This is a genomic window from Aquimarina sp. Aq107 (assembly GCF_943733665.1).
In the GTDB taxonomy this organism is placed as follows: Bacteria; Bacteroidota; Bacteroidia; order Flavobacteriales; family Flavobacteriaceae; genus Aquimarina.
This window is the reverse complement of the sequence record NZ_OX030782.1, coordinates 3,478,580-3,492,719: the sequence shown is the minus strand read 5'-3', so window position 1 is coordinate 3,492,719 and position 14,140 is coordinate 3,478,580. Positions and strand designations below refer to the sequence as shown.

Annotated in this window: 11 protein-coding genes; 7 read left to right on the top strand and 4 right to left on the bottom strand. The window is 30.6% G+C overall.

The window, feature by feature from the left end:
* Nucleotides 1-230: 230 nt before the first annotated feature.
* The 3 genes from NMK29_RS14945 to NMK29_RS14935 form a co-directional block, all read right to left on the bottom strand.
* Nucleotides 231-875: a response regulator transcription factor gene (locus tag NMK29_RS14945; RefSeq protein WP_027393778.1), complete on the bottom strand. Its 645-nt coding sequence runs from the start codon at nt 873-875 to the stop codon at nt 231-233.
* A complete protein-coding gene (locus NMK29_RS14940) occupies nt 850-3,066 on the bottom strand; it encodes a tetratricopeptide repeat-containing sensor histidine kinase (protein ID WP_108802428.1) in 2,217 nt (738 codons plus the stop codon). Before NMK29_RS14940 ends, NMK29_RS14945 begins: the two co-directional genes overlap by 26 nt.
* A 184-nt stretch (nt 3,067-3,250) precedes the next feature.
* Entirely contained in the window at nt 3,251-4,585 is a 1,335-nt protein-coding gene (locus tag NMK29_RS14935) for an exo-beta-N-acetylmuramidase NamZ domain-containing protein (RefSeq protein WP_108802429.1), read from the bottom strand.
* A gap of 8 nt (nt 4,586-4,593) precedes the next feature.
* On the opposite strand from NMK29_RS14935, the gene NMK29_RS14930 reads away from it, so the two are divergent.
* The 3 genes from NMK29_RS14930 (at nt 4,594) to NMK29_RS14920 (ending at nt 8,441) form a co-directional block, all read left to right on the top strand.
* Nucleotides 4,594-5,835: an ABC transporter permease gene (locus NMK29_RS14930; protein WP_108802430.1), complete on the top strand. Its 1,242-nt coding sequence runs from the start codon at nt 4,594-4,596 to the stop codon at nt 5,833-5,835.
* A 99-nt stretch (nt 5,836-5,934) separates the two neighbouring features.
* Nucleotides 5,935-7,296: a pyridoxal-phosphate dependent enzyme gene (locus tag NMK29_RS14925; protein WP_108802431.1), complete on the top strand. Its 1,362-nt coding sequence runs from the start codon at nt 5,935-5,937 to the stop codon at nt 7,294-7,296.
* A gap of 161 nt (nt 7,297-7,457) precedes the next feature.
* The gene (locus NMK29_RS14920) at nt 7,458-8,441 is read left to right on the top strand and encodes an AraC family transcriptional regulator (protein WP_108802432.1); all 984 of its coding nucleotides are present in this window, start codon (nt 7,458-7,460) and stop codon (nt 8,439-8,441) included.
* 431 nt (nt 8,442-8,872) lie between these two features.
* Here the strand turns inward: NMK29_RS14920 and NMK29_RS14915 are convergent, their stop codons facing one another.
* Entirely contained in the window at nt 8,873-9,727 is an 855-nt protein-coding gene (locus tag NMK29_RS14915; RefSeq protein ID WP_108802433.1) for a peroxiredoxin family protein, read from the bottom strand.
* A 186-nt stretch (nt 9,728-9,913) separates the two neighbouring features.
* Here NMK29_RS14915 and NMK29_RS14910 point away from each other — a divergent pair, with 186 nt between their 5' ends.
* The 4 genes from NMK29_RS14910 (at nt 9,914) to NMK29_RS14895 (ending at nt 14,129) form a co-directional block, all read left to right on the top strand.
* Nucleotides 9,914-11,206: a DUF2851 family protein gene (locus tag NMK29_RS14910; protein WP_108802434.1), complete on the top strand. Its 1,293-nt coding sequence runs from the start codon at nt 9,914-9,916 to the stop codon at nt 11,204-11,206.
* Between the two features lie 17 nt (nt 11,207-11,223).
* A complete protein-coding gene (locus NMK29_RS14905) occupies nt 11,224-11,445 on the top strand; it encodes a PspC family transcriptional regulator (RefSeq protein WP_035085698.1) in 222 nt (73 codons plus the stop codon).
* A 2-nt stretch (nt 11,446-11,447) separates the two neighbouring features.
* On the top strand, nt 11,448-12,455 hold the full coding sequence (locus NMK29_RS14900) for a TrkA family potassium uptake protein (protein WP_108802435.1): 1,008 nt from the start codon (nt 11,448-11,450) through the stop codon (nt 12,453-12,455).
* Between the two features lie 99 nt (nt 12,456-12,554).
* Nucleotides 12,555-14,129: a sodium:alanine symporter family protein gene (locus NMK29_RS14895; protein ID WP_108802436.1), complete on the top strand. Its 1,575-nt coding sequence runs from the start codon at nt 12,555-12,557 to the stop codon at nt 14,127-14,129.
* Nucleotides 14,130-14,140 lie beyond the last annotated feature (11 nt).

Here is a 14,140-nt window from a genome sequence, read left to right as displayed (position 1 = left end):
ACAAAGATGTGATTTATATAAGCAGTTAGAAACACAGTTTCTGGTGAAAATGAGTACCCTGAAAACAGGGATGCATTGCTTTTTTAAGTATGAAAATAGAAGAGAAGTGTGTACAGTTTTGGGAACACACCTAGTATCACCAATAATAACATGAGCGTACTAATGGGGAAGAAATATTTAAATAAATAGAGATTGGTAAGAGAGTAACTTAACTTTTTTTCTTAAGAATTTTAATGCTCTACGTAATTCATTTTTATAGCATATTTGGTAAGACCTGCTAGGTTTCTCACATTAAGCTTAGCGATTAAGTTCTTTCTATAGCTTTCTATGGTATGTTTACTTAAGAATAATTTATCCGCGATTTCCTGAGTAGTGAATTCTTGAGCAATTAATGTAATAACATCTATTTCTCTTTGAGTAAGTTTTATTTCTTCATCTTTCTTTTTGGAAAACTTATTTTCCATATAAATATCCTTTATCTCACGAGAAAAATATTTTTCTCCACTCAATATAGTTTGTATTGCTTTTAGAAGTTCTTCTTTTTCAGCGTTTTTAGGAACATAACCATCCACATCATGTTCTATTAGGTTATCAATCATATCTGGATTGTTATGCATACTTACGACAAGTGTTTTTATAGTAGAACTTCGTTCTTTTACGATCTTGTTTAGAGCAATACCATCCATTTCTGGCATAGTAATATCAGTGATGATTAAATCTATTTTTTCATCAGGATTGATTTCTAGGTATTTAGCAATATGCTTGCCGTTTTTAGCTGTTAAAAGAATATTATAATCGTTTTCAGAATTTAAGATGCTTAATAATCCATCTAAAAACATTTTATGGTCATCAGCTATAATTAGGTTGTATTTCATCTGTGGTTGTTGTTAAGCTGGTTATTGCTATATTAATAATTGTCCCTCTTTTTATTCTAGAATCGATATCTATCGTTCCATCAATTTCATCTAATCTACTTCTTATATTTCTGAATCCAATACCCTCGGTATTTTTATTTACATCAAATCCTACTCCATCATCTTCAAAAAGAATATTCAATTCATTATCTAATAAATTAATTTGAAGCGCAATAGAGGATGCTTTTGCGTGCTTTATACTATTAGTAACTAATTCTTGTATGATCTTAAAAGTTTCTACTTGTAATGTTTCTTCCAGGAGATCAACCCTTCTTCTTGGGTAGACACTAAATCCAGTTTTTAGCTTGCTTGCTCCTCCAATATTACTAAAATATTCTTCGAGTACATCAGAAAAATTGTTTTTACTAAACTTTTTAGGAATTAAGTTATGAGAAAGATCACGAACTAATTCATAAGTGTCATCAATTTGAGTGTTGACCGCTTTTAATGTACTTTGGTTTTTTTGATCAGAGTTGTTCAATTGAAGTTTAATAGCAGCAAGATTTCCACCGATACTATCATGCAATTCTTGAGCTATTCGTTTTCTTTCTTTGTCTTGTCCTTCTACGGAAGCTTTGATTACTTTTAATTCTTGATCTTTTAATAAGGATGAAATTTTTGTTTCGTTTATTTCTTTCTGTTTTTGATTAAGTTCACTTTGTACTTTAATTTTTTGATAGTAAGTCACTAATAAACCAATAACTGGAATTAGTAATATTAAAAAAGAATATAGTATGATATTTTTAAAAACCTTTTGTTTGGCAGTTTCGTCTTGTTGAATTTTTAGTTGGGCGTCCTTAAGTTCTTGATTTTTCTTTAAAATAATATTATCCTTTAACGCTTTTTCTGTAGTGTTTTGAAAAGTCAATAACTTGTTTTCATTCTCTTTTCTAAGAATTTCATACTCTTTATTTTCTATCTCTTGTAAAAGTTTAAGATTACTTATAGCTTCTTGTTGATTTGCTAATTCCAGTTGTTTATTTGTGTTTTCAATTTGCAAAAACTTTATTTCTTTTTCTTTTTGTAATGTTTTGTATTTTACTTCTAGTTCGTTAATCTCTTTATCTTTATCTAGTGTTCGGGTAGAATCAGAAATTTGATCGTAATGTTCGTAATAGCTTAATGCTTTTTTATAATCATTTTGAGAAACTGCAATTTCTTTTAAGCGGAAATAGATTTTTTCTTGCTCGTTTAAGAAACCTATTTTTGTCGCGATATCTAACGCAGAAAGTGTAATTTCTTCTGCTTCTTGGTATCTCTTTAGTTCATTTAAAAGTCGGCCTTTTTCTACACTACCAATAATCTGCATTCGTTCAAAATTATTGGCTTTCGCAATTTCTAAGGCCTTGTCGAAAGAAACCAATGATTTATCTAATGCTCCGAGTTTTTTATACGTAATACCCATATTTACAGAAATTGTTCCAATGCAGCTTGTTCTATTAGCTTTTATACAAATTTCTCTGGCCTTTTCGAAATATTCAATTGCTTTATCAAATTCTTCCTTATACCCATATATGTTAGCAATATTTACAATAGAACCAAATACCATTTCTGGATTTTTCTTATACTCTTGGCATTTTTCTAAGATCTCTAAAGCGAGATCATACTCACTGGTAGCAATATAGACATTAGCTAAACCAAAAGAGTTTACATAATAAATACGTTCATCATTATGTTTTTGTGAAATATTAATTCCTTTAAAATACCATTTTTTGGATTTTTCGTTCAGGCCAATAAAACTATTAGCTTGGCCTAAAGTGAAATATGCAAGACCATAAATATTATTTTTAAGAGTGTCGTTTTTAAAATTATTTAGTTCAAGTATTTTTTGCGCATAATATTTTACCGAATCAATCTGGGATATACTTCTAAAATAAGAACTTATAATTAAACTCAAGTCAGCTTTAAATCGATCACTCTTAACAGCCTTTTTCTGTAGTTGTTTTTTAGCTATAACATAACTTTCTTTTCGTCTATCTGGTATATTAGATATAGTTTTTAGTTCATTTATTATTTCCCTTTCACCCTTATAAGGATAAGGGAATGTTTTTTTAGCGTCAATTTGCCCTTGAATATTTAAAGAAAATAGTAACGTGATTAATGCAGTACTATTTTTTAGATAAGATAATATATTGTAATTGACTAATTTCATTTTTGCTTTAATTATTCTGGGGAGAATATTTTTTCTGTTTCAGTATAACAAATAACTTTTAAAGTTAAAATTATATTGAAATATCTATTTTACAATGTTTTATAATTTTATATAGTCAAAGGTATTAATTTCAAAAATCACCAATATCCCTGAAAACAGGGAACTTTGTATCTCTATTTTAAGGCTATTTATACAGAAGATATTGGGCTCTTATTTTTTTAAACTTTTCTAGATCTTTTTTCCATGTCTTTTTTATTTCGCGAGCAGTATATCCTTGTTCTATTTGTTGTTGTAGTTTTTTTGTTCCAGCATGTATTGTGAATGATTTGTCGTTAAAAAAACCTTCTTTATTTTTAGAATTGTTATATGTGTTAAGGAGCCATTGTATATTAATAGTGTTAAGTCTTTTGGTTTTTCTAAGATCTTTACCGTAACAGACTTCTCCTTTATGTTTAGGGTATTTAGCACCAAAATTAGGTTGTGGAGTGTAAGCAAAATCGTATTGATCTATTGGAAAATCTGGAGATCCGAAAATCTGAAATTGCATTTCTGTTCCTCGACCAGCATTAATTGTAGTACCTTCGAAAAAACCTAAACTGGGATATAGGTTTATCGATCTATCATTTGGTAGATTAGGCGAAGGTCGTATTGCTAAACTATAATAACTTTGATGGGTGTAGTTTTTAACAGGAATAATCTGGATTTCGCATTTTAGATCATTTCCTAACCAGCCTTCACCATTTATCATTTTTGCGTATTCTCCTATTGTCATCCCATGAACTAATGGAATTGGATGTACCCCAACAAAACTGCTGTGTTCTATTTCTAAGGTAGGTCCATCTATATAATGCCCGTTAGGATTTGGTCTATCCAAAATTAATAAAGGAATTTTGTTTTCTGCGCAGGCCTGCATCACATAATGAAGTGTAGAAATATAGGTGTAAAATCTAGCACCCACGTCCTGAATGTCAAAAACAACCAAATCAATATTAGAAAGGGATGCAGCAGATGGTTTTTTGCTCTTACCATGTAAAGATACGATCGGTAATCCTGTTTTGATATCTTTTTCATCAGCAACGAGCTCTCCAGCATCTGCTTTTCCTCTAAAACCGTGTTCAGGAGCAAACACCTTTTTAATGTCAATATTTTTAGATAATAAAGAATCTACAAGATGTGTATATTGATCTAAAGTGTTCGTAGCAACTTTTTCTGTTTGTAATAATGGACCAATATTAGGGAATTTGAAAATTACAGAAGTCTGATTCCCTACAATTGCTATTTTTTTATTTTCCAGTAATGGTAAGTATAATTCAGTTTGATTTGCTCCAACTATAATTGGTTCTAAAACGTTTAATGAGTCTTGTTGTTGGTTTTCTGAAATAACACTTTTCTTATTTATTTCAGGCTTTTCTTGATCAGAAGTGGTCTGTGATGATGTTTTTGTTCCGCTTCCGCAAGAAATAAGCAGTGTGAAAAAGAATAAAAACGTATTTTTGAATGCATTTCTTATAAAAACCATAAGTAACTTTGAATTTCGAATATTTTATTGCCAAACGCCTTATCAAAGGTAAGGAACATAAAAGTAGCATATCATCAGCAATCATAAAAATTGCCATTTTAGCTATAGCCATTGGTATGGTTATGATGTTGATAACTGTAGCTACTGGTATAGGGTTACAACGTAAAATTAGAGAAAAAGTTGCGGCATTTAATGGTCATGTTATTATTACCAGTTATGATAATAATAACAGCTTAGAATCTATGATCCCTATTAAAAAAGATCAGCATTTCTATCCTAATTTTACAGACGTATCTGGAATTAAACATGTTCAAGGTTTTGCTACTAAGGGCGGACTTATTAGAACAGAGAATGACTTTGAAGGAATTGTAGTTAAGGGAGTAGGAGAAGATTATAATTGGTCATATTTTGAAGAATATTTGATAGAAGGTACCTTACCAGATTTTACAGACCCTAGAAATAATCAAATATTAGTATCTGCATATACAGCCTCTAGATTAGGATTGGGGATTGGAGATAATGCAAATACTGTTTTTTTGAAGAAAAACTCTAGTTCAAATATCCCAGCTAATATTAGAGCTTTTAAGATTGTTGGTATTTATGATTCTGGTTTTCTAGAGTTTGATGAGAAATTTATTTTTGCAGATATCCGGCATATTCAGAAAATGAATAAATGGAAAGAGAATCAAGTCGGAGGTTTTGAGGTGTTTATTGATGACTTCGATGATATTGATAAAAAAGGGAGACAGATTTATGAAAATATTCCTTCGGACTTAGAAGCCGTAACGATTACTTTAAAATATGGTAGTATTTTCGAATGGTTAAAACTCTTTGATCTTAATATCATCGGTATTATTAGTATAATTATATTAGTTGCTGGAATTAATATGATTACGGCATTATTGGTTCTTATTTTAGAAAGAACTCCTATGATTGGCATCTTAAAATCGCTAGGAACAAATGACTGGAGTATTCGAAAAGTATTTTTATATAACGCAGGATATTTAATATTGATAGGATTGCTTTGGGGTAATCTTATAGGTGTAGGATTGTTGTTTCTACAGAAATATTATGGTGTAATTGGATTGAATCCTGCTACATATTATGTGAGTACAGCTCCTATTTATATAGATATTGGTTATATAATTTTGCTTAATTTGGGGACCATGGTTTTATGCCTAATCATGCTTCTTATTCCATCATATGTAATTGCTAAAATATCGCCTTCTAAGGCTATTCGATTCCAGTAGCATGAATTAGTACATCTTCCTCTAACTTAATGGCTTTGTATTTGTATCTTTGCACCGCATAAAAAACAATTAAAGAGACTCTAATAAATTAGTAAGCTTGTGAAGTACGCAAATAATATTTTGGAAACCATTGGGGATACACCTATGGTAAAAATGAATGCTCTGGTAAAAGATGTTGATGCCTTAGTGTTAGCTAAATACGAGACATTTAATCCTGGGAATTCTGTAAAAGACCGAATGGCTTTAAAAATGATCGAGGATGCTGAAGCGGATGGAAGATTAAAACCTGGAGGAACAATTATTGAGGGAACCTCTGGAAATACTGGGATGGGACTTGCTCTTGTTGCAATCGTAAAAGGGTATAAGTTGATTTGCGTTATGGCAGATAAACAGTCCAAAGAAAAAATGGATATCCTTAGAGCTGTAGGAGCTAAGGTGATGGTATGTCCAACTAATGTAGAACCAGATGATCCTAGATCTTATTATTCTGTTTCTAAAAGGTTGGCAGAAGAAACCCCTAATTCTTGGTATGTTAATCAATATGACAATCCATCTAATGCCAAGGCTCATTACGAAAGTACGGGGCCGGAAATATGGGAGCAGACAGAAGGAAAAATAACTCATTTTATTGTTGGAGTTGGCACGGGAGGAACAATTTCTGGTGTTGGTAAATATTTAAAAGAAAAAAATCCAGATGTTAAAGTTTGGGGTATTGATACATATGGTTCAGTATTTAAGAAATATCACGAAACCGGAATATTTGATGAGAACGAGGTGTACTCCTATATTACAGAAGGTATTGGAGAAGATATTTTACCAGAAAACGTTAATTTTTCTATTATAGACGGTTTTACGAAAGTGACTGATAAAGATGCTGCAGTATATACACAACGTCTTGCAAAAGAAGAAGGAATGTTCCTTGGAAATAGTGCTGGAGCTGCTATTAAAGGACTATTACAATTAAAAGATCATTTTAAAAAGGATGATGTAGTAGTTGTATTATTCCATGATCATGGTAGTAGATATGTAGGTAAGATGTTTAATGATGATTGGATGAGAGAACGTGGTTTTCTTGAAGAAGAAGTGTCGACGGCAGTAGATTTGGTAAAAAATCATCAGGAGAAACCTTTGGTTACAGTAAAAACTGAAGAGTTGGTTTCTCATGCAATAGAGCGTATGCGTAAATTTCAAATTTCGCAGATACCTGTTTTAGATAGTGAAGGTTTTGTAGGTTCGGTAGATGAAAGTGCTTTGTTTTCTGCATTTTTAGATGACAAAAACACTGCGGATACTCCAATCAGAGAAATTATGAATGATCCTTTCCCGATTGTAGAGGCAAATACATCACTTGATGAGATATCAAGTTTAATCAAAAATGGTAATCCTGCTGTTCTAGTTGCACTTGAGGATGGAAAGCATCATATCATTACAAAATATGATGTTATAAGTCATATAAAATAAATTATTTATATTTATATCATATAAGGTATCCCCTTTATTAGTATTTAAACTGATTTAGGGGTTGTTTTTATACTAAAATCTGAACTTCTTTATTTTTTTGCGCAACGTTATGCGAAAAAAAACAATCTATAAAGAAAAGATTCGTATAAAATCCAGGGTTTATGCAAAAATATTCATTTGACTTTTCTGATATAGATGTATTAAGGAGCTATTTTAGATCCCAATTGGATCCTAATGGTACTACTGATAGAATTTATTTTCCTTCAGAAATTGGAGAAGGATATCTTAGCTATTATAAAATATCTCCAGAGGTTTTTCTTTTTATCAATAATTATAAAGCACATGTAGATATAGAATATGTAAGAGAACCTATCGGAGAAAAAGATATTATCTTACATTTCAGGAAATACTCATTAGATCATCAGATTGAGCAAAACGAAATAATAAGCTCATATTCTGATGGATATACTCCCGGAAATATGAGATGTATGGATGCGCAACAAGGAGAGAGAGTTTATATAACTAAAGGAGCGGAGGTGAAATCAATTATGATCGTATTGAAAAGTAAGTATACAAAACCTTATTTTCTCAAGAATAGTAATATGGCTGATAAAGTAGATCAATATATTAGATACTCTCATCAGCATATTAATAAGTTTTACCTTTCGTATAAACAATCTCTTTTATTTGACCAGATAGTATCCCCTGATATAAAGAAAGTTGAAAATTACCTGTTTTTTATTGCAAGAGGAATTCGCCTACTAGAAACATTCTGGAAAGATGTTCTGATGTGGGAGACGGAAAGTAATCCTTTTAATATAAATAGTGCTCAGGTTGGTAATATTTATAAAGTAAGTAATTATTTAGAACATAGTCTCCATGAACCTTTTGTAGGGGTAGATTATTTGGCTTCTATGGCTCATATGAGTCGCACAAATTTCTTTAATATGTTTAAAGAGATTCATGATCAAACACCTTTGGAATTTTTTAATAATAAAAAATTAGAGAGTTCTTATAATATGATATTTACAGAAGGGTTATCTATCAAAGAAGTTATGGATAATCTTAATTATTCCAATTCATCAAAATTTAAAAAGGCGTTCTTCAATAAATTTGATGTTTATCCAGATATACAAATTCGATAAGTTTTTTTGAAAAAAAAAGTATATAAAATAAAGATGGTCGTCAAAAAATGACAACCATCTATAACCTAACACAAACTCAACTAAGCTTAGGATTTTGAAATCTTTATATATAATTTTTTGAAATTATCTTCCCTATTTCGTTAACAAAGAAAAGAAATGATAAGGTTGTAATAATTTCCATTAATACATAAAATCTTACCAATAGTACATTTTTGTTATTTTTATGATTTTTTTAAGAAAAACAAAGGTAAAACCATACTATAAATAAGTGAATAGTGTGATTTTTTTGAAATTTCTTCAATTTTTTAGTTTGAAATATCCCGTAATATGTTTTTAATCAGAGCTTAAGAGTGTTTAAGTGATTTCAAGAAACGTTCATGAAATAATTTTGTTTATTAGTGTTAGGTTCTTTGTTATTTTTAGTACACTATTTAGCTAATAGTATCAATAATATTTATAAAAGTATTCGGTTCTGGCCGTACTCTATAGTTATCGGTTAAATCTGCGAAGATGATTTTGTGGTTAGAGTCTGTAATAATAACCGTTGGTAAAACTGTATCATTATCATACCCTAACACCTGAAGCCCCATTGGTAATCCATTTTTTGCTAAAATATTTAGTTTTTTGGAGGCTTCGTTTTTGTAATCTTGTAAGAAATGAAAGTTTAGTCCATACTTTTCTGCCAAAGATTTAGAATGAGTATGGGGCTGTGGACTAATTAATACAACGTTTACATTCCTTTTTTCCAGTTCTTTATATTGTAATGCAATTTCTTTAATCTGCATCATGCAAAGAGGACACCAATTACCGCGATAAAACAGATATATAGTTGGGTTTCCTGAAAATGTACTTGTAGTGATTGTATTTTTATTAATATCTAAAAAATTAAGTTCTGGAAATTGTGCGCCTTTCTGTAATATGAGATTTTCAGAACGATTATTAAAAACCGAATACCATTTTAAATATAAAATCCAGCTTAAAAATAAAATTATACTGGGTAATACTTCATCCAGATTTATTCCTTTAAATATACCAAACCCGATATTAATTAAAAGACCAATAATAATTAATGTAGTATGAGTTTTTAAATTCTTGTCGGTTCTAGCTACAGGTTTTAGAAAAAGAAAAACAAAAAATAACGTAATAGTTGATGCTATTATAATTTGTCCGAAGTATTGAGGAACAGACACTCCATGTTTAATAATATGTATCGCACTTAGAATGGTAAAGTAAAGACCTGATAAAGGTAAGAATGTAATGAAAATAGATTTTAATATACCGTTCATGAGATTGTTTTGTATGTAGTCTTAGTAGTGTTAGTTCACTTACAATAAAAGAATAAATTTTGTAATATTTTTTATAAATAATTCCAAGCGGGGTAACATTTCATCTTTTTAAGACACATCAAAAGTATACGAACAAGTTAAAATGTTTATCAACTGTGATAATTTTTTAAAATAGATGATTTATTTATGAGTGAAGATTTTTTACATTATATCTGGAAATACAAAAAAATTAATTTTTCAAATTTAAAAACCACTGATGAGCAATCTTTAGTGCTTCTTAGGATTGGAGATCATAATCAGTTGAATTCTGGTCCGGATTTTTTTAATGCACAATTAATAATTAATGATCAGAAATGGGCGGGAAATTTAGAGATTCATATAAAGTCTAGCGATTGGTATGTACATCATCATGAGATAGATTCGGCATACGATAATGTTATATTGCATGTCGTATGGGAAGATGATATGGAAGTTTTTAGAAATGATAATTCTCGCCTAGCTACTTTACAACTTAAAGATTATGTAGATACATCTTTACTTATTAAGTATCAACAAATTTTTCAAAGTAAAACTACCAACTGGATTCAGTGCGAAAAACAACTTCCAGAAGTGTCTAGTTTTACAATTTCTAATTGGCAAGAAAGATTGTATATAGAACGTTTAGAGCATAAATCATCTCAAATTAGAGAATTATTGAAAAAATCATCGAACGATTGGGAAGAAGTACTTTTTAAGTTGTTAGCCAAAAATTTTGGATTAAAAGTTAATGATGATGCATTTTTAAGTCTAGCTAATTCATTTGGATTCTCTTGTTTAAGAAAATGTAGTACAAATGTAGAGCAGTTAGAAGCTCTATTTTATGGACAAGCTAATTTACTAGATAAAAACTCTAATGTTCCATATGTACAGAAGCTTTTAAAAAGGTATACTTTTTTGAAAAATAAATTTAAACTACAAAATAAAGGAGTAATCCCTTTTCGATTTTTTAGATTGAGACCTTCTAATTTTCCAACAATTCGAATATCTCAATTAGCAAGTCTTTATTTTAAAAACAACCAACTCTTTAGTGAGGTTATGAGAATAAATAATTTGGATGCATTTTATGAACTATTCGATGTAAGTGCAAGTGAGTTCTGGGAAACACATTATACTTTTGATAAAGAATCTAGTTCTAGAGGTAAAAAAATAACAAAGTCTTTTACAAACCTGATTTTAATAAACACGATTATTCCTTTGAAATTTTTGTATGCTAGGAATATTGGGAAAGATGTAGAGGAGGAGATCTTTGGACTAATGTCACAATTACCTTGTGAAAAGAATAATATTACGAATCATTTTATTGATTTAGGAGTGCGTATGGATGATGCATTACATTCGCAATCTATGATTGAACTTAAAAACAATTATTGTGATAAAAAAGCTTGTTTAAAATGTTCTATAGGTAATTATTTATTGAATAGAGAAGGTAATTTAGGATAATATAATTATTTTGCATTATGCTTTATAATTTAAGACATTTTTTGGAACGCAATGGATTTTATGTTTCCAGTAGGCTTGCAGATAGATTAGGAATGCGTGCTAAAAATGTACGCTTGTTTTTTATTTATTTAACCTTTGCTACAGCTGGATTAGGCTTTGTGATTTATCTTAATATGGCCTTTTGGTTAAAATTAAAGGATTTGGTGTATACTAAAAGAACTTCAGTTTTTGATTTATAAGTATGTTAAAGCGATTTGGGTCTAAAATATATATAGCCTTAGCTTTACTAATTACTGTAGTTGCGGTAGGAGTAATAGGTTTTCGTTTTTTTTCCGATTATTCTTGGGTCGATGCCTTGTATATGACAGTTATTACAATGTCTACTGTAGGGTTTGGAGAAGTAGAGCCTTTAGATGATACGGCAAAGTTATTTACGGTTTTTTTAATAACAACAAGTGCAATAATTTTAGGGTATTCTTTATCCGTAATTACAGAATATATTGTAGGTAAAAGTGATCCTCAAAGAGTACAACATCGAAAACTGCAAAAAATGATGAACAAACTAGAAAATCATATCATTATTGTCGGCTATGGCCGAAATGGGAAACAAGCTGCAGATAAACTGTTGGCATATAATAAGCCTTTTATTATTATAGAAAATGATAAGGCAGTAATCGAAAAATATCAAAGTGATGAACTTTTTTTTCTAGAAGGTAATGCTACAGAAGATAATGTATTAATAGATGCAAAAATTAAAGATGCCTTTTGTTTAATCTGCACCTTGCCAGAAGATGCTGATAATCTTTTTATAGTGTTATCCGCAAGACAAATTAACAGAGACCTTAAAATTATAAGTAGAGCATCACAAGATGCTTCTTATAAGAAAATAAGATTGGCAGGAGCAGATAATGTGATTATGCCGGATAGAATCGGAGGGGATCATATGGCTTCTTTAGTAGTGGTACCAGATTTAATCGAATTTTTAGATAATTTATCAATAGTAGGTAAACGATCCATAAATATAGAAGAGGTTTCTTTCGAGGATTTGTTTGATGATAAAAAAGAAAGAACTATTCGTGAGATTGCCATGCGATCAAGAACAGGATGTACTATCATAGGCTATAAGTCCGCAGAAGGTGAATATATTGTAAACCCAGAAGCTGATACCATTTTAAAGCCAGGTTCTAAAGTTGTTGTCCTAGGAAGACCTGAGCAGGTAAATCAATTGAATAAAGAGTTTAATATTTAGATTAGCGTAAAAGATTTAATCGTTAAATTATTGTAAACAATGGTTTTTTTTAGCATCTTGCTCACTTCTAAAAAACTAAATTCAATTAACTCACACATTATGAAGAGAATTCTTCTTTCAATTTTAGCACTCACAATCCCATTTTTAACATTTGCGCAGGAGACTGCAGAAAAAGGTTTAGATGAAACAATAAATGAGGTATTTGCGGATTATACAGGTTGGTTTGTTAACGCTATTTTTTATCAAATACCAATAAATGAAGGTGTTGGTATTCCATGGGTAGTAATAATGTTACTAGGGTTTGCAACTTTTTTTACATTCTATTTTAAGTTTATTAATATTGGAGGATTTGCAACAGCGATTAATGTGGTAAGAGGTAAGTACGATGAAATTGATGATCACGGTAAACCAGAAGATACTAATGTTAATGTTGTTGATGGTGATATAGTGGATACTATTAAAGATGAAAGTCAAGAAGGAGAAGTTTCTCATTTTCAAGCGCTAACAGCTGCATTGTCTGGTACAGTTGGTTTAGGGAATATAGCAGGTGTAGCAATAGCTATTACGATAGGTGGACCAGGTGCTACGTTTTGGATGATTGTGGCTGGTTTATTAGGAATGACTTCTAAATTTGCAGAATGTACATTAGGGGTTAAGTATAGAGACGTTGGAGAAGATGGAACGGTATATGGTGGTCCAATGTACTATCTTAAAAAAGGTTTGTCAGAAAAAGGTGCCGCTGGATTAGGAAAAGTTTTGGCAGTACTTTTTGCTATATTTTGTATTGGTGGTTCTTTTGGTGGAGGAAATATGTTCCAAAGTAATCAGGCTGCACAAATTTTTAATGAGATTGCTGGTTTTGACGGAAGTAGTTCAGGATTAATATTCGGAATTGTAATGGCTATATTTGTTGGTATAGTGATTATTGGAGGGTTGAAAAGAATTGCTTCGGTTACAGAAAAAGTGGTTCCTTTTATGGTTGGAATCTATCTGTTAGCTGCGTTTGTAGTAATTGGGATGAACTTCAGTGAAATTGGTAGTGCATTTGCTGCTATTTTTAATGGAGCATTTGCTCCAGAAGGAGTTGTTGGAGGTTTTGTTGGAGTTTTGATTCAAGGATTTAGAAGAGCGGCTTTTTCTAATGAAGCAGGAGTCGGAAGTGCAGCAATAGCTCATAGCGCAGTAAAAACAAATTATGCCGCTAGTGAAGGTATAGTAGCTTTGTTAGAACCATTTATTGATACTGTAGTTGTTTGTACTATTACTGCATTAGTAATTGTTATAACAGGTAATTATTTAGATCCAGGTGCAGCTTCAGGAGTTCAACTTACTTCTAATGCCTTTGCAAGTGCCATTCCTTGGTTTCCTTATGTATTAACTATTGCTGTTGTATTGTTTGCTTTTTCCACTATGATTTCTTGGTCTTATTATGGATTACAATCTTGGTTGTTCTTATTTGGAAAAACAAAAAGAAATATAATGACTTATAAAATAGTATTTTGTTTGTTTACAGTTCTTGGCGCTTCTATAAGTCTTGGTGCAGTTACAGATTTTTCTGACGCAATGATTTTTGCAATGGCTGTCCCTAACTTAATAGGAGTTTCTTTATTATTGCCTAGAGTAAGAGAAGAATTGAAAAAGTATAGAGATGCTATAAAAGCTTCTAAAAATTAAGATTTATTTAT

Bases quoted from the DNA above. Each gene is read 5' to 3' on its own strand.
- NMK29_RS14940 (WP_108802428.1), bottom strand. From the start codon at position 3,066: ATGAAATTAGTCAATTACAATATATTATCTTATCTAAAAAATAGTACT.
- NMK29_RS14935 (WP_108802429.1), bottom strand. From the start codon at position 4,585: ATGGTTTTTATAAGAAATGCATTCAAAAATACGTTTTTATTCTTTTTC.
- NMK29_RS14945 (WP_027393778.1), bottom strand. From the start codon at position 875: ATGAAATACAACCTAATTATAGCTGATGACCATAAAATGTTTTTAGAT.
- NMK29_RS14900 (WP_108802435.1), top strand. From the start codon at position 11,448: ATGTTAAAGCGATTTGGGTCTAAAATATATATAGCCTTAGCTTTACTA.
- NMK29_RS14920 (WP_108802432.1), top strand. From the start codon at position 7,458: ATGCAAAAATATTCATTTGACTTTTCTGATATAGATGTATTAAGGAGC.
- NMK29_RS14895 (WP_108802436.1), top strand. From the start codon at position 12,555: ATGAAGAGAATTCTTCTTTCAATTTTAGCACTCACAATCCCATTTTTA.
- NMK29_RS14910 (WP_108802434.1), top strand. From the start codon at position 9,914: ATGAGTGAAGATTTTTTACATTATATCTGGAAATACAAAAAAATTAAT.
- NMK29_RS14915 (WP_108802433.1), bottom strand. From the start codon at position 9,727: ATGAACGGTATATTAAAATCTATTTTCATTACATTCTTACCTTTATCA.
- NMK29_RS14905 (WP_035085698.1), top strand. From the start codon at position 11,224: ATGCTTTATAATTTAAGACATTTTTTGGAACGCAATGGATTTTATGTT.